The 16,072-nt window shown below is 68.9% G+C and carries 14 protein-coding genes; 8 read left to right on the plus strand and 6 right to left on the minus strand.

The features are described 5' to 3' along the window. Positions 1-35: 35 nt before the first annotated feature. Positions 36-2,975: a glycoside hydrolase family 48 protein gene (locus ACXIZN_RS05335; RefSeq protein WP_457952854.1), complete on the minus strand. Its 2,940-nt coding sequence runs from the start codon at positions 2,973-2,975 to the stop codon at positions 36-38. Between the two features lie 211 nt (positions 2,976-3,186). On the opposite strand from ACXIZN_RS05335, the gene ACXIZN_RS05340 reads away from it, so the two are divergent. Continuing rightward, on the plus strand, positions 3,187-3,732 hold the full coding sequence (locus ACXIZN_RS05340) for a hypothetical protein (RefSeq protein WP_457952855.1): 546 nt from the start codon (positions 3,187-3,189) through the stop codon (positions 3,730-3,732). 28 nt (positions 3,733-3,760) lie between these two features. Here the strand turns inward: ACXIZN_RS05340 and ACXIZN_RS05345 are convergent, their stop codons facing one another. Then, entirely contained in the window at positions 3,761-4,789 is a 1,029-nt protein-coding gene (locus tag ACXIZN_RS05345; RefSeq protein ID WP_457952856.1) for a lytic polysaccharide monooxygenase auxiliary activity family 9 protein, read from the minus strand. Positions 4,790-5,005: 216 nt separating this feature from the next. Between ACXIZN_RS05345 and ACXIZN_RS05350 the strand changes: the two genes are divergently transcribed. The 4 genes from ACXIZN_RS05350 (at position 5,006) to ACXIZN_RS05365 (ending at position 10,335) form a co-directional block, all read left to right on the plus strand. Beyond that, a complete protein-coding gene (locus ACXIZN_RS05350) occupies positions 5,006-7,585 on the plus strand; it encodes a glycoside hydrolase family 9 protein (RefSeq protein ID WP_457952857.1) in 2,580 nt (859 codons plus the stop codon). Positions 7,586-7,613: 28 nt separating this feature from the next. Continuing rightward, entirely contained in the window at positions 7,614-8,549 is a 936-nt protein-coding gene (locus ACXIZN_RS05355) for a glycoside hydrolase family 6 protein (RefSeq protein WP_457952858.1), read from the plus strand. A 164-nt stretch (positions 8,550-8,713) separates the two neighbouring features. Beyond that, positions 8,714-8,881 (plus strand): hypothetical protein, encoded by a 168-nt coding sequence (locus ACXIZN_RS05360; RefSeq protein ID WP_457952859.1) that lies wholly within the window; start codon positions 8,714-8,716, stop codon positions 8,879-8,881. A gap of 380 nt (positions 8,882-9,261) precedes the next feature. After that, a complete protein-coding gene (locus ACXIZN_RS05365) occupies positions 9,262-10,335 on the plus strand; it encodes a family 43 glycosylhydrolase (RefSeq protein WP_457952860.1) in 1,074 nt (357 codons plus the stop codon). Between the two features lie 140 nt (positions 10,336-10,475). On the opposite strand, the gene ACXIZN_RS05370 is transcribed toward ACXIZN_RS05365, so the two are convergent. Further along, positions 10,476-10,901: a VOC family protein gene (locus ACXIZN_RS05370; protein WP_457952862.1), complete on the minus strand. Its 426-nt coding sequence runs from the start codon at positions 10,899-10,901 to the stop codon at positions 10,476-10,478. A 143-nt stretch (positions 10,902-11,044) separates the two neighbouring features. Beyond that, positions 11,045-11,530 carry a winged helix-turn-helix transcriptional regulator gene (locus tag ACXIZN_RS05375; RefSeq protein WP_192741296.1) on the minus strand — a complete coding sequence of 162 codons (486 nt, stop codon included), beginning with the start codon at positions 11,528-11,530 and terminating at the stop codon, positions 11,045-11,047. Positions 11,531-11,576: 46 nt separating this feature from the next. On the opposite strand from ACXIZN_RS05375, the gene ACXIZN_RS05380 reads away from it, so the two are divergent. Both ACXIZN_RS05380 and ACXIZN_RS05385 read left to right on the plus strand, forming a co-directional pair. After that, positions 11,577-12,362, plus strand: a complete 786-nt coding sequence (locus ACXIZN_RS05380) for an SDR family oxidoreductase (protein WP_457952863.1) — start codon at positions 11,577-11,579, stop codon at positions 12,360-12,362. A gap of 32 nt (positions 12,363-12,394) precedes the next feature. Further along, entirely contained in the window at positions 12,395-12,766 is a 372-nt protein-coding gene (locus tag ACXIZN_RS05385) for a nuclear transport factor 2 family protein (protein ID WP_457952864.1), read from the plus strand. A 489-nt stretch (positions 12,767-13,255) separates the two neighbouring features. Here the strand turns inward: ACXIZN_RS05385 and ACXIZN_RS05390 are convergent, their stop codons facing one another. Further along, positions 13,256-14,296 (minus strand): magnesium and cobalt transport protein CorA, encoded by a 1,041-nt coding sequence (locus ACXIZN_RS05390; protein ID WP_457952865.1) that lies wholly within the window; start codon positions 14,294-14,296, stop codon positions 13,256-13,258. 123 nt (positions 14,297-14,419) lie between these two features. Between ACXIZN_RS05390 and ACXIZN_RS05395 the strand changes: the two genes are divergently transcribed. Further along, a complete protein-coding gene (locus ACXIZN_RS05395) occupies positions 14,420-15,004 on the plus strand; it encodes a dihydrofolate reductase family protein (protein WP_457952866.1) in 585 nt (194 codons plus the stop codon). 4 nt (positions 15,005-15,008) lie between these two features. Here the strand turns inward: ACXIZN_RS05395 and ACXIZN_RS05400 are convergent, their stop codons facing one another. Beyond that, positions 15,009-16,010 (minus strand): RNA polymerase subunit sigma-70, encoded by a 1,002-nt coding sequence (locus tag ACXIZN_RS05400; RefSeq protein ID WP_457952868.1) that lies wholly within the window; start codon positions 16,008-16,010, stop codon positions 15,009-15,011. Positions 16,011-16,072 lie beyond the last annotated feature (62 nt).

The raw sequence follows: 16,072 nt of genomic DNA on the forward strand, positions 1-16,072 counted from the left end.
CGCCGGTGGCGGCCGGCGGGACCTGGGGTATGGACTCAGCCGAACAGTTGCACGTGCAGGGAGAACGCGGTCGCGATCTCCGCCTGCGCCCAGAACCGGTGGTAGGTGAACGTCGGCGCCGCTCCACCGTCCAGATAGGACTGGACCTTCGGCCACTGCGGGTCGTCCCGGTAGAACGAGCGGATGGACAGGAAGTCCGCGCCCGCGGCGATGGGATCGCCGTTGGGCATGGTCCCGGTCCAGCCCGGCGGCACGTACACACCTTCGCCGGTGGACGAGTTGTACTCGTCGTCGAACCGGTTGTAGTCCGTACGTGTTTCCGGGACCGCGATGCCGATCGAGTCGGTGTGTGCGAGCATCGCGTCGAGGAGGCCCTCGCCGACCGTCCGTGCCTGCGCGTTCCCGGACCGGGCGGCGTAGTTCAGCAGGATCTTCGAGTACGACGCCGCGACGCCGACGTCCTGGCTGTGGTTGAGCACCCGGACCCGCAGATTCGCGTTGCTTCCCGGCGTGGCCGGGTTCCACGTGTCGGGTTTGCCGGTCCATTCCAGGTCGGACGGGATCCGGAAGTCCCCGCCGGAGCCGACCGTCGTGTTGGCGATGGCCCACGGCACCCATTTGTCGAGGATGCGTTTCGCCCGCTCGTCGCCGGTGAGCTGGTACAGCGCGGCGACCCGCTCCAGGCCCCACGCCTGGAACCCGAACCACCGGTTGGACGGCGGATCGTGCCAGACGGGCTGATGGTCGTAGTACATCCCGTAGAAGGTCGGCGAACCCGCCGGGGGAGCGGCGTACTGGCCGTCCCAGCTGTTCGTCGCGCCACCGGCGATGCCGCCGTCGGCGGACTGCAGCCACTGCAGGAATTCCAGCTGCCGGTCCAGGCTTTCCGCCCAGTCCGTCGCGCCGGTCGCCGAGACCGGCTTCAGCGCCGGGTCGTTGGCGAGCGCGTGCGCGGCGAGCGGGTTCTGGTAGCCCTGGTGCGCCGCGCCGTCACCGATCCGCCACGCCCAGCCCGCGGACGTGTCGGTGGCGCCACCCCACGCGTAGTACCACGACATGAGGTAGTGCGAGCTGTTCTTGCCGCTGCCCGCCGGGCACGTGCTGGGACCGACGCAGTCACCGATCCTCTTGAAGTACTTGTCGAACATGGCGTATCGCAGATAGTCGCCCATCTTCGACGCCTTCTTCACCACGTCGGCCACCTGGGCGCCCTTGCCCTGCGCGGTCGCCCACTGGTTGGCGAGGTGCGCCACCTGGACGGCACGGGCGTCGGCGTCGGGTGCGTTCGTGTACTTCCACTGCTTGGCGTAGCTCGCGTCCTTGGTGAACAGGTCGAGGTAGCCGTTCGGCCCGCCGTGCGCGAACGTGTCGCAGGAAGGCTGCGGGATGGTCTCCCACACCGATTCGCTGGACCCGCGCTGGTAGGTGTTGATGTACGCGGGCGCGGTGGTGCCGTCGCCGCAGCGGCCGAAACCGTACGTGTTGTCGACGTCCAGCAGCCAGTGCATACCGTAGACGTCCGACGTGCCGTAGGCCTGGCGCAGTTCGCCCGCGATCGGGTCGGAGCCGACGGGGACGCCGCCGTCCAGAACCGCCGGATACCGGTCCATCCGCGGGTGCTCCGGCGCGTAGGTCGCCGGGTCGGCGGCGTTGTACTTGTCGTTGGTCGGCTGATCCGCGTGCGCGGGGATGATGAACTTCTCCATCGACGCCCACGCCTGGTTGAACGGCGCCCAGTCACCCTCCAGCTGTCCGTACGCGGCCTCCAGCCACAGGTAGTAGCTGAACGCCTCGGACGTGGTCTGGTGCCCGTGGTCCGGCGCCTCGACCAGCAGCGTCTCCACCGAGTGGTACGGCACGAGCAGACCGTCGAAATTCCGGAAGTAGCCGCTGTCCGCGTCCTTGATCTTGTGGTACTGCTCCAGGAAGGCGGCCCGGTAGTCCGACGCGGAGGCGTCGATCTCCGCCACGTCGAGGGTGGCTGCGGTGAGGCCCGGCCCGGTGATCGAGAACGCGGCGGTGGCGAGCGCACCGCCGTTCGCCGTGGAAGCGATCGTCACGGTTTTCGCCGTGTTCCAAGTGTTCTGGTCGAATGTGAGCGTCGCGGGCGTGGCCGTGAGGTCCGCGCTGCCCGCCGTGCGTGCCACGTTCAGCGTGACCGGGCCCGTCGGCCGGGTCGCCAGTTTCACGTCCACTCCCGCCGAGCCGCCCTGTTTGACGCGGACCGTCGACGGGGTGGCGACGACCGACGGCGCGGCCAGCACCCGCACCGACACCGGCGCGGAAACCGTTGCCGCGCCGAGGTTGTCGATCGCCCGTGCGGTGACCGAGTACTCGCCCGCCGTCGCGCCGGTCCAGGTGTACTCGAACGGTGCGGTGGTATCGGAGCCGAGCCGGGTGGTGCCCGCGTAGAACTCCACCGAGGACACCGAACCGTCGCCGTCGGCGGCGGACGCCGCCAAATCGATCGGTGACGACACGGCGAACGCCGCGTTGTTCTCCGGCTTCGTGAGCCGCACCGTCGGTGCCGCGTTCGGGCCGGCGCAGCTGACGCCGTTGACCTTGAAGTCGACCGGCGCCCGGTTCGCGGCGCCGGTCTTCGCCGCGTTGAAGCCGAATTGGACGGACGCGCCGGGCTCGATACCGCGCTGCCAGTCCGCGCCACGGACGCTCACCGCACCATCGGACTGTGTGTACGTGCCGTTCCACAGCTGGGTGATCCGCTGGCCGTCGGCGAAGCTCCAGGTCAGGTTCCAGTCGGGGATGGCGTCGCCGCCTTCGTTGCGGATCGAGACCGTCGCGCCGAAGCCGTTGTCCCATTCGCTGCTGATCTTGTACGTCGTCGTACAGGACACCGCGGCCGCCGTGGCCGTCGGCGCGACGCCGGTGGTGACCGCCGCCGCGATGGCCACGGTGGCGGCCAGCGCCGTGACGGGACGTGCTCTCGTCGAGCGCGCCAATGGTCGTGATCTCACAGGTCCTCCTCGTCCGAACGGATTTCCGGCAACCTCAAGAGGTGGAACCGGCCCAGGGCCACGTGGGCAGGCAATGGCCCTGAGCCGGGGTAACGGGAGCGGATGAGTCTGAGAGCGCTCTCATGAGAGTAGCGGCGGACCGTCCGATTTGTAAGGGCGTCTTTCGGCGAAGTGTTGTGATCCGGCCGTTTTCGGAGTAGAGCGGAAAAGCATGAGGCGACTCGTCACCACATTGTTGATCTCCGCGGGAATACTCGCCGGCTGTTCCGCGCCTGAGCCGACGGCCACCGCCGGTGCCGAGGCGCTCGGCGCCCGTCTGTCCACAATGGACGATTTGGTCGACTGGATCGACGAGACCGCGGGGGATTGCGCCGCGGTATCCCGCCGGGAGATCGGAGAGCTGCGCACGTTCGTCGGGCCGGATATCGCCGCGCGCTTTCAACCGCATGTGGCCGAGTGGGCCACCTGCCGGGTGTCACCGGAATTCCCGGTCGTCGGGCTCCTTCTCTTCGACGGTGATGAGCAGCGGAAATTGCAGGAATCCTGGCACGCGGCGATGAGGGCGGGCGAGATCGCCGACGGGCCGACCTTCGCCTTCGGCAACGGATTCGCGGTCTCCGCGGGATTTCTCGGTGTCGGCAAGCTGGGGCTGTACTACTTCCGGTGCGGGAACGTCGATCCCAGGGTGCATCAGGTGCCTTCGGACGTGGCGGGGTGCGTCTTCGCCAACCCGGAGCACGGACACGGGCACCACTGAAACCGCCACTCCAATGGTGCCCGGGGTGCTACGTGCTCGAACAGGTCAGCTCCGGTGCGGCGGTACTCCCCGTCGCGTTGGCGCTCAACCCGAACGAACGGGTGGTGCCCGCCGGTAGCGACCCGTTCCAGCCCGCGTTGCCCACGGTGGCCCGCGCGCCGTCCAGGGTGAGGGTGCCGTTCCAGACACTGTTGATCGTCTGTCCCGCCGGAACGGTCCAGCCGACCCGCCAGCCGGACAGCGCCGTCGTGCCAGGGTTGGTGACGGTCACCTCCGCCTGGTACCCACCGTTCCAGTTACCGGTCGTCGTCCACTTCGCCGTGCACGCGCCGTTGGGCGGCTGCCCGGGATCACCGGGATCGTCGACGACGCCGATCCCGGTGACCTCGCCCTTGCCGCCGTCGAACACGACGTCGGAGCAGCCGTAGAACGTCTCGGTGCTGTCGGATCGCTTCCAGACCGAGTAGACGACGTGCTTGCCCGACTTGGCCGCCGGGAAGTTGCCGGTCCACTTGTACTGGCCGTCGACGCTGCCGACGTTGCCGCTCACCTGCGGGTGGTCGACCGTGAGGAAGGGCTGTTCCTCGAGGTCGTCCCAGCGCAGTGCGCGGCTCGGGTCGTACCCGTCCTTGGTCACGTACAGGTAGAACCAGCCGGGGTGGGCGGCCCACGCGTTGTAGGAGAAGCCGAACGACGCGCCGGCCGTCAAATGGGTCACCGGCCAGTTCCCCGTGCGGTCGTAACCCGCGAAGTTCGGATTCCCGCCCGAGCAGAGCTGCCCGTCCGGGATGAACCCCTCGGTGCGGCCGGCGCCGTCCGAACGGAGTACGGAGAACCAGTTGTAGAGCGAGTTCTCACCGCTTTGCGCGACGGCCGCCTTGCACGCCGAGTTCTTCGGGACGATGTTGCCTTGTGGTGTCAGTCCGTCCTGCCAGCAGAAGAAAGTCCTGCTGCCTGGTTTCATCAGTGCGCCGTGTGCCGACGCGGCCGGAGCGTTCAGTGTCGCGGTCACGAGACAGGCCACCATCGTGGTGACGACGGCCAGTATCGCGGTCATTGCCTTTCTGTGTGTCATCGCGCCTTCTTTCCGACAAGACTGGGAGCGCTCCCAGTGTGTCGGCACCATAGCGTGGGCCCGGCGCCGGGGGAACAGGGCCGAACGAGTGAGAAACGTCCGGTATCGGCGATTTCAGGGAATGGTCTTCCCTGTCGGGTGGCCATCGGGCTAAATTGTGGGAGCGCTCCCAAATTCGGCCTCCGAAAGGATCACGACGTGGTGATCGACAATTGGCGTGTGCTGCTTCCCGCTGTGCTCGTCGCGGCAGTCGCCGCCGTTCCCGGAACATTGTCCTCGGCGGCGGAGGGGACGGCCGAGTACGAGCGGATCGTGAACGGCGACTTCTCCGCGGGTGGTGCCGACCCTTGGTGGGCCGGTGCGAACACCCGTGGCTCGGTGACGGACGGCGAGTACTGCGTCGATGTCACCGGCGGCACAACCAACGGGTACGACGCCTTGTCCGGCCAGAACGGCGTGCCGTACGAGGCCGGCCGGTCCTACACGCTGAAATTCGACGCGCGGGCGACCGTCGCGCAACCGCTGTCCGCGGTCGCGGGAGAGGCCGTCGATCCGTACCGGCAGATCGCGCGCGCCGACGTGACCGTGACACCCGTCAAGCAGACCTTCACGCTGACCTTCGAGTCCACATTGGACTTCCCGGCCGCGGGCAACGGCCAGTTCGCGTTCTGGTTCGGCGGCCAGCCGTTCGACAACACCGTCTGCGTCGACAACGTTTCGCTCGTCGGTGGCGTGCTGCCGCCACCGGGCGTGGAACCCGCCGGGCCGCTGCGGGTGAACCAGGTCGGTTACGTGCCCGGCCTGCCCAAACAAGCGAGCCTCGCGACCGGCTCGACCACCCCGTTGCCCTGGACGCTGCGGGACGGCGCGGGTGCGTCCGTCGCGACCGGCCAGACCATTCCGAAGGGCCACGACGCCGCGTCGGACGAGAACGTCCACACCATCGACTTCTCGTCCTACGACCGGCAGGGCAGCGGTTACACGCTGAGCGTCGGCGACGACGTGAGCCGCCCGTTCGACATCTCCCCCACGGTCATGACCCGGCTGCGGCAAGACTCGCTCGCGTTCTTCTATCACCAGCGCAGCGGGACACCGATCGAAGCGCGGTACGTGGGGGAGGACTACGCGCGGCCGGCCGGACATGCGAACGTGGCGCCGAACCAAGGGGACGACGACGTCCCCTGCCGGGCGGACCTGGAGTGCGGATACACCCTCGACGTGCGCGGCGGCTGGTACGACGCCGGTGACCACGGCAAGTACGTGGTGAACGGCGGCATCGCGGCGTGGCAGTTGCAGAACGGCTACGAGCGGGCGGCGCTGTTCGGCGACAAAGCCGCGCTCGGCGACGGCGCCCTCGCCATTCCCGAGCGGTCGAACGGAGTGCCGGACGTGCTCGACGAGGCGCGGTGGGAGCTCGACTTCCTGATGAGCATGCAGGTCCCCGACGGGCGGCCGTTGTCCGGGATGGCCCACCACAAGATCCACGACGAGCAGTGGACCGGCCTGCCGACCTTGCCGCATCAGGACGCCCAGCCGCGCAGGCTGTCCGCACCGAGTACCGCGGCGACCCTGAACCTCGCGGCGGTGGCGGCACAGGCGTCGCGACTGTGGGCTCCTTACGACGCCGAGTTCGCGGCCCGCGCGCTGGCCGCCGGTGAGAAGGCCTACGCGGCGGCGAAGGCGCACCCCGGCATGATCGCCGACCCGAACGACGGCGTCGGCGGCGGTTCGTACAGCGATCCCACGGTGACCGACGAGTTCTACTGGGCCGCGGCCGAGCTGTACGTGACCACCGGCCGGTACCGCGCGGACGTGACGGATTCCCCGCTGTTCGGCGGAAAGAGCTTCAACGCGCGCGGTTTCGACTGGGGTGCCACGGGCGCGCTCGGCGACATCTCCCTGGTGCTGGCCCCGCGCGGGGTGTCCACCGAGAACATCCGGTCCGCGATCGTCACGACCGCGGACGCGCACCTCGCGAGCATGGCGTCCGCCGGGCACCCGGCGCCGTACCGGACCGGCGACGGCGGGTACGAGTGGGGTTCGAACGGTTTGGTGGCCAACAACGGCATGCTGCTGGGCCTCGCTCACGACCTGACCCGTGCGGCGAAGTACCGGAACGGGGCCTTCGCCACGATGGATTATCTGCTGGGCCGTAACCCGGTCGACTTCTCCTATGTCTCCGGGTGGGGCGACCGGCCGGTGCGCAACGTGCACCACCGGCACTGGGCGAACCAGAAGGACCCGTCGCTGCCGACCGCGCCGCCCGGTGCGCTGTCGGGCGGGCCCAACAGCGCGTTGCAGGACCCGGTCGCGCAGCGGCTGCTGCCCGGCTGTGCCCCTCAGCGGTGCTGGGCCGACCACATCGAGGCCTATTCGCTCAACGAGGTGACGGTCAACTGGAACTCGGCGTTCGCGTGGCTGTCGAACTGGGTGGCGGAACACTCGGCCGCGCCGCCGGCGGCGGGCTGCCAGGTGACGTACACGGCGTCGACCTGGCAGACCGGGCTCTCCGCGGCGCTCACCGTGAAGAACACCGGTACGACCGCGTGGGACGGCTGGGCGTTGACCTTCGCCTTCGGGGGTGAGGAGCGGATCACGCACGGCTGGAGCGCCGCGTGGAGCCAGACGGGCGCGGCCGTCCGTGCGGGCAACGCGTCGTGGAACGCGGTGGTCGCACCCGGCGCGTCGGTGTCCATCGGCTTCAACGCGAACAACACCGGCGCCCATCGGTCGCCGTCGGAGTTCGTGGTCGACGGCCGGCGATGCGTGTCCGCCTGAGTTTCCCGACGATTCTCCGGAGGTAGGAATGACGCTCAAGACAGGGGCCGCGGTGATCGCCGCGCTCGCGGTCGTCCCACTGGCCGCGGGGACGGCGCAGGGCGCGCCGGCCGGGTTCTACGTCGACCCGCAGACCAACGCCGCCCGGTGGGTGGCCGCGAACCCGAACGACGGCCGGGCCGCGGTCATCCGCGACCGGATCGCGAACGTGGCGCAGGCGCGCTGGTTCACCACGACGAACACCGGCACGGTGCGCGCGCAGGTCGACGCCTTCGTCGGCGCCGCGGCGGCCGCGAACCAGATCCCGATCATGGTGGTCTACAACATCCCGAACCGCGACTGTGGTGGTGCCAGTTCGGGTGGCGCGCCGTCGCACGCCGCCTACCGCGCCTGGGTGGACGAGGTGGCGGCCGGTCTCGCCGGGCGGCCGGCGTCCATCGTGCTCGAACCGGACGTGCTGCCCCTGATGACCAATTGCCAGAACGCCGGGCAGCAGGCCGAGACCAGCGCGTCCATGGCGTACGCGGGCAAACGGCTGAAGGCCGGGTCGGCGGCGGCCAAGGTGTACTTCGACATCGGGCACTCCGCGTGGCTGTCGCCGGGTGAAGCCGCCGCGCGGCTGCGGACGGCCCAGGTCTCCGTCGCCGCGGATGGCATCTCCACCAACGTTTCCAACTACCGGAGGACCGCCGACGAAGTGGCCTTCGCGGGAGCGGTGCTCGGCGGGATCGGCGACGGCAGGCTGCGCGCGGTCGTGGACACCAGCCGCAACGGCAACGGACCGGCGGGGAGCGAGTGGTGCGATCCGCCGGGCCGCCGGATCGGGACGGCCAGCACCACGAACACCGGGGACGGGCGGATCGACGCGTTCCTGTGGGTGAAGCCGCCCGGCGAGGCCGACGGCTGTATCGCGTCGGCGGGCCAGTTCGTCCCGCAACGCGCCTACGAACTCGCGACTTCCTGAGTCGAGCTAAAATATCGGCGGGTGCCTCTCGGTGCCCGCCGACATTCATTTGTCGAGTCTCGCCTGATCGGCCTACGGGCACCGGAAAGGCTGTCTCTGCAACAATCCCAACGACTTCCACTAGCGCGGCAGGCTGAGCTGTTCAGGCCGGCAGATTGGATGAAATGTCCAAGAAGGGCGCGGCCTTCCTATTCTTGATGGTGCTGGGTGGGACCGGAGTCGTATTCTGGGTCAACGAGCTACCTTCGATCGGGCTTCCCCTGATCGGTGGCGCGGCCGGTGCCCTGTTGGGCGCGGCGATTCGCTCGCGCAAAGCTGAACGACGCGATTAGTACCGGAACAGCGAAGGCTTTGCTGCTGGTGGTGTTCGGCAACCCGAGCCGGGCGCGGGGCGGCCTCGCGTGAGTCCCCGGATCCGCCCGGCGGGATCGGATCACCGCGCGGCGCATGGGGTAGCTCGAACGGCTCCGCCGGATGGGCCGTACGGATGTATCGAGCGGCAGTTTCCGCGCTTTCGGTCGCTTCGACGACGGGGGTCACATAGTTTTCCGACTGGCGCACTTGTCCGTCCACAAGTCACCGGGGAGGCCGGCCGGTCACCCCGGCGAATCGTTGTTCCGCGTCGAGGCGGCAGGGCTTGCCGCCTCGACCGCCGTCGGCCGGGTGCGCCTTGTGATCGACCCTACTCTCCTTGCCTAGTAAGGGATTCAGTATGCGCAAGTGGACGACCAGATTACTCGTGGCGGGCGTGCTCGCGACGACCGCGGCGGCCGCCGTCGTGGCGGCCGGCACGGCCAGTGCGGCCGACGGTGTCTCGACCGCGGCCGCCGAGTCGACGTTCCCGCTCGCCGACCCGGACACCGTCCAGGCGAAGGACGGCTCGTACGTCACCTACGGCACCACGGTCGGCGCCGGTGTCGGCGCCCGGTGCGGCGTGACCGGCCACCTGTTCGTGCCGGTGCTCGTGCACGGCTCCGGCAACACCGTCGGTGTGGGTACATGCGCGTCCGCCGACGCACTGCCCAACGGGCCGGGTAGCTGGGCGGAGGGCAACGTCTGGGCACCCGGCGTCGTCCGCTTCGGCGACACCTACTTCATGTACTACACCGCGTCCAAGCGGGGAAGCGGCCAGAAATGCCTCGGCCGCGCCGTCTCGGGCAGCGCGCGGGGACCGTTCACCAACCCCGTCGAGTGGGCGTGCCCGGGCAGCGGCCGCTGGGCCATCGACGCGAACCCGTTCGTCTCGGGCAGTTCCATGTACGTCGCCTACCGGGACGACGCGATCACCTCGTACCCGGAAACCGGCATCTCGATCGTGCGCACCCATTCCAACGGCATGGCGGACTGGGACACCCGCCGGGACGCGTTGAAGAGCACCGACATCGGCTGGGAGACCATCCGGATGAGCGGCGGCACGCACGTGGTCGAGAACCCGTCGATGTTCAAATCCGCCGACGGCTACTGGTACCTGGCCTACTCCGGCAACAACTGGGACAGCGCGCGGTACGCGACCGGCATCGCCAGGTGTGGCACCGGCCCGCTCCCGTCGACGCGTTGCACGCCGCGGCAGAACGGGGGCGAGCGGCCGTACTTCGGGTACACCGGCACCGGGGGCCTCAACCCCTACCGCGGCCTGCCCGGCAACCACCCCGGCCCGGGCGGGATGGACTTCTTCCAGGCGGCGAACGGCCAGTACCACGCGGTCTACCACTGGTGGAACGGCACCCGGCGGTTCCCGATCGTGGCGACGGTCCTCCGCAACGACGGCGGCTTCTACCTCAGTTGAGTGACCTGATGCGGACGTCTCGTCCGGGCGGGTACTGAAAGGGCTTTCACGCCCTGATCGGTTCGTCGTGAACGGCGCGTTCGTTATGAACGCGCCGTTCACCCCTGTCGGCCAAGTGGTCGCGTGAGCTATGCCGCGGGTCAGCGCCAGGGCATGTGCTGCAGGCACCAGGTGTTGCCGTCGGGGTCGGCGAAGTACGCGTAGAACACTCCGCCGAGGTCTTCGACGTCGCTGATTTCGACGCCGCGTTCGGCGAGTTCGGCGCGGGCCGCCTCGATGTCGGCGACCACCAGGTGCAGTCCGCGCAGTGTTCCCGGAGGCATGTCGAGGGTGGGGAGGCCTTCGGCGAGGGTGATCGAGCAGGCCGAACCGGGTGGGGTGAGCTGGACGATGCGGACGCCGGGCTTCGGGTTGACGTCGACGTCGAGGCGGAACCCGAGCCGGTCCTGGTAGAAGGTTTTGGCCCGTTCGATGTCGGTGACCGGCACGGGCACCAGCTCCAGTAACAGCTTGCCGGGCGGCACGGGCGGGTTGCCGGGATCGGCGGGGGTGGGCGTCTCGGTCATGGACGGCGCCTTTCGTGGACGAGGGTGGCGCTGGAACTTCGGGTGAGGAACTCGCGGAACGACCGCGCCTGCCTCCGTGACATCCTCCACGGTCGAGGTCACGCGGTCCTCCGCGCCGTTGCGAATGTCCTCATGCGCGCACTTCAGGGCCGCGATCGATAGCGTGCGCGCATCTGCTCGCCCGCGGCGGGCCCGGCGGTGTAGACGAACCGCGGATCCGAGACGGGCAGCCCGGTCGCGGGGTCGACGACCGTCGGCTCGACCTCACGGCCGGTGACCGCGTCGACGAGGATCATCGCCCGGTCCTCAGGCGCGAGCTGCTCGTTGCGCCAGGCGGCCATGGCGACCAGGACCGGGCGCAGTGAGCGGCCGAATTCGGTGAGCACGTACTCGTACCGCACGGGGCGGTCCTGGTAGGCCCGCTTGGTCAGGATGCCGTTCTCCAGCAGGGTTTTCAGCCTGGCGGTGAGCATGCTGGAGGACAGGCCGATGTTGGCCTCGAACTGGTCGAAGCGGGTGTAGCCGTCGAAGCAGTCGTGCAGGATCAGCATCGTCCACCACTCCCCGACGTAGGACATCGCCGTCGACAGCGGGCACTCCCGGTCTTCGGCGCGGACGCGTGCCGCCAAGGGGTCCTCCTCCGGAACTCAGGTTACTGCTACTCTAGCAGTTACTATGACTGCTAATTTAGAAGTGACTCGTTCGCAGGCATCCCTCGTCCGCGCCGTGGTGACCGGTGGAACGCGTGGTACCGGTGCCGCCGTCACGCGCCGACTCCAGCGGGAGGGGATGGACGTCACCGTCATCGCCCGCACCGCCGGTGAGGGCGAAGCGCGTTTCCTCGCGTGCGACCTGACCGATCCGGCCGATGTGTCCCGGGCGGCCGGTGAGGTTCTCGCCGAGGGCGTGCCGGAGGTGATCGTCCATGTCGCCGGCGGTTCACAGTCGCCGGCCGGGGGCTTCGCCGCGTTGGAAGAGGCTCATTGGGAGCAGGAGCTGGATCTGAACCTGATGGCCGCGGTGCGCCTGGACCGTGCGCTCGTCCCCGCCATGATCGAGGAAGGGCGCGGGGCGATCGTGCACGTCACCTCGATCCAGTCCCGTATGCCGCTGTGGGACGGCACGCTCGCCTACGCGGCCGCGAAAGCCGGGCTGCGCGCCTACAGCAAGGGACTGGCCGGCCAGCTCGCCTCCCACGGGATCCGGGTCAACACGGTCTCCCCGGGCGGCATCCAGACCGACGCCGCCGACCACCTCGTCGATCGTCTCGCCGAGCGGTTCGACGGCGACCGGGCGGCGGCGCAGGACTCGCTGATGGCCGCGCTCGGTGGTGTGCCTTTGGGCCGCTTCGCCACGCCCGAGGAGATCGCGGAGACGGTCGCGTTCCTCGTCTCCGGGGGCGCCTCCAGCATCGTCGGGGCGGACATCGTCGTCGACGGCGGCACCCTTCGCACGATCTGACCTCAAAACCCATCTATAGAGCGGAGATTTCCATGACCGACGGCTACACCGCTTATGACCCAGCACTGCTGCCCTCCGTCGTACTGGCGTACCTCGATGCTCACGACGAGGGCCGCCACGACGACGCGAAGGCCACCTTCGCCAAGGACGCCACGGTCATCGACGACGGCAAGACCTACCGCGGTATCGACGAGATCGGCGCGTGGATCGAACGCTCCGCCGGTGAGTACGAGTACACCAGCACCCGCATGGGGCAGACCGATGCCGACACGACGCGGCCCGTCGTGCGGATCCGGCTCGACGGGAACTTTCCCGGCAATACCGTCACTTTGCGCTACCGGTTCGAAGTCGACGCGGGCCTGATCGCTTATCTGACGATCGGCGATGTCGCCGCGGGCGGGTGACAGAGCCGTGCAAGTGCGACGACAGCCGCTGTCGCGTCACCCGACTTAAGGTCCTGCCCGAGCGATGCCGGGAAGTGGCGTCGCGAAGGGCGAAAGGAGGTGTCATGACCGCAGGACGTGACTACTGACCGGAAACCGCCGGAACGAAGGGATTCGTGTGCGGGGTTTCCGGCGGTCGTGAGCCCTCGGCGGTGCCGCCTGGGCGGGAATTCCCCTCTGTATCGGACGATCCCGCCCGGGCGGCCACGGTGATCCGCGGAGAACGATCGGGCCGTGGCCGACTTTCCGGCCAACGGCGACGGAGGCCACATTGGACGGACGTCGGTCCAGTTACCTCCGCGGGTTCAGGGGGCGCCGCCCATTCCCAGCGAGATCTGCACGACGATCAACGTGAGCCAGCCGAGGAGGAGCACGACGAGCCAGAACGTGGGCTTCTTCAGTTTCGACAAAGCTTTCTCCTGGTCTCGGCAGGCCGGCAGGCTCGGGCGTTCAAAGCCATTTCTTGCCTTTGAAGATCCGGTAGAGGACCAGGCACGCGGTCAGGATCACCGCCAACACGGCGGGATAGCCGTACTTCCAGTGCAGTTCGGGCATGAAGTCGAAATTCATGCCGTACACCCCGGCTCCCATGGTCGGTACGGCGATGATGGCCGCCCACGAGGTGATCTTGCGCATGTCGTTGTTCTGCTGCAGCGACAATTTCGCCAGTGTCGCGTCGACGAGCGTGGTGAGCAGTTCGTCGAACCCGGCGACCCGTTCGGTGACGGTGGTCAAGTGGTCGTCGACGTCGCGGAAATAGGTCCGGACCTGCTCGGAAATGAGCGGGTTCGAGCCCTCGGCCAGCCGCCGCAGCGGGGTGGCCAGCGGCATCACCGCCCGCCGCAGCTCGACGATCTCCCGTTTCACCAGGTACATCTGCTCGGCGCTGATCGGGCTGCCGGGGGCGAACACGAGCGCCTCCATCACGTCGATGTCGTTCTCGAACGCCTCGCTCACGTCGAGGTAGCCGTCGACGACGTGGTCGGTGATCGCGTGCAGGACTGCGGACGGCCCGGCGGCCAGGCGCTCCGGGATGGCTTCCAGCTCCGAGCGCACTCTCCGGAGCGCGGAGTGCTGCCCATGGCGCACCGTGACGATGAAGTCCTTGCCGAGGAACACCATGATCTCCCCGGTCTCCACGATCTCGTTCGCCGTGGTCGGCGACTCGTGCTCCACGAACCGGACGGTCTTCAGCACCATGAACAACGTGTCGCCGTAGGGCTCCAGTTTGGGGCGCTGGTGGGCGTGAACGACGTCCTCGACCGCCAGCTCGTGCAGCCCGAACACCTCGGCGACGCCCTGCATCCGCGCCGCGTCCGGCTCGTGGAGCCCGGCCCAGGCGAACCCGTCGCCGCGGCGGCGTACTTCGGCCAGCGCCTCGGCGTGATCGCGCAGGCCCGGCAAGCGGCGGCCGTCGACGTACACCGCGCAATCCGTCACGGGCGACGGCAAGGGCGCCCCGGATCCGGCACCCTCCGAATCGACCGCCACCCGAGCTCCTTCAGCCGTCCAACCTGGAACGCCGCGGAGTCTAGTGGTCCGTGCCGGCACCGATCAGGTTTTCCCGCCCCGTCCGTCTGTATGTGTGAGATCTATTCACGGGAGGCTGACGCCATGCGAAAACTGACCTTCGGCATGAATGTGTCCCTGGACGGCTACATCGCCGCGCCCGGCGACGACCTCGGCTGGAGCGGGGGTGACGGACCGGACTCGTCGTCGAGCGGCGAGTTGTTCCAGTGGTGGTCCGACCGGGTGGCCGCGACGGGACTCGCGCTGTACGGGCGCAAGTTGTGGGAGGTGATGAGTGCCGATTGGCCGACCGCGGACCAGCGGCCCGGCGCGACCCCGGCGGAGATCGAGTACGCCCGCCGCTGGCGGGACATGCCGAAGGTGGTGTTCTCCTCCACGACCGGCACGGTCGACTGGAACACCCGCCTGGTCACCGGCGACGCGGTCACCGAGATCACCCGGCTCAAGGCCGAGGACGGCGGCCCGATGGACATCGGCGGCGCGACGCTCGCCGGGGCCGCCATGCGGGCCGGGCTGATCGACGAGTACCTGCTGGTCACCGTGCCGGTCCTGGTGGGCGGGGGCACGCCGTTCTTCACCGCGCTGGACAGCTGGGTGAAGCTGAACCTCGTGGAGACGCGCACGTTCCCCGGCGGCGTGGTGCTGACCCGATACGAGACGAGGCGCTGAGTGATCACAGTGCCGGGGGAAGGCCCGGCCATGGTTTGCCGGTGACGTCGAATCCGGTGAGTTCGGCGATCTTCCCGTCGGCGACGCGCAGGACCGCGATGGCGAACAGCCGGTAGTCCGGGGCGTCGGGGGCGCGGAGGTACAGCGCGGCGGCCGGCATGCGGTTGACCGTCGTGGGGATACCGCGCCAGTCGTCGTGGCCGCGCTGGAAGAGCCCGCCGGAGATCCAGCCGTCCACCGCGTCCCCGGCCGTCCTCGTCACGGTGCCCGGATCGGGCAGCATCGCGAAGCGCAGATCGTTGCGCAGCAAGGAGATCAGGCCGTCGAGGTCGTTGCGCTCGTGGGCGTCGATATACGACTTCACCACGCCGCGCTCGTCGTTCGACAGCTCGTGGGTGGCGGGGCTCCGCCAGTCGAGGCGGCGGCCGGGCAGCTGCTCGCGCATCGTCACGCGCGCTCGCTGCAGAGCGCTGGTCACCGAGGCGACGGTCAGCTCCAGGGCGTCGGCGGCCTTCGGCGCCGGCCAGCCGAGGACGTCCCGCAGGACGAACACCGCCCGCTGCCGCGGCGGTAGCCGCTGGACGGCGACGATGAACGCCAGCTCGATCGTCTCCCGTGCCACCACCGATTCCTGGGGATCCTCGGGAAGCATCCGGTCGGGGAACGGCTGCAGGTAGCCCAGCTCGGAGCCCGCCAGGTCGGCCGGTACGGGGGTGCGGTCGTCGCGCTTCTCCAGGAAGTCGAGGCAGACGTTCGTCGCGATCCGGTACAGCCAGGTCCGCAGCGTGGCGTGGCCCTTGAACGACTCCCGCTTGTGCCACGCCCGCAGGAACGTCTCCTGCGTCATGTCCTGGGCGTCGTCGTAGTTCGCGAGCATCCGGTAGCAGTGCACCTGCAGCTCGCGCCGGTGGCGCTCCGTGATGAGCGCGAACCGTGCCGTATCGCCTGAGCGCGCCACCGCGATGAACGTGGCTTCGTCGGTGCCGTGCGGTCGGGCGTCGGTCATGGTCGTCGATCCTTCCACCGGTGTGAGGGGGCCACCAGAACCGACGACGTGGCGGAGGATTT

It is taken from the genome of Amycolatopsis sp. TRM77291, assembly GCF_054166285.1.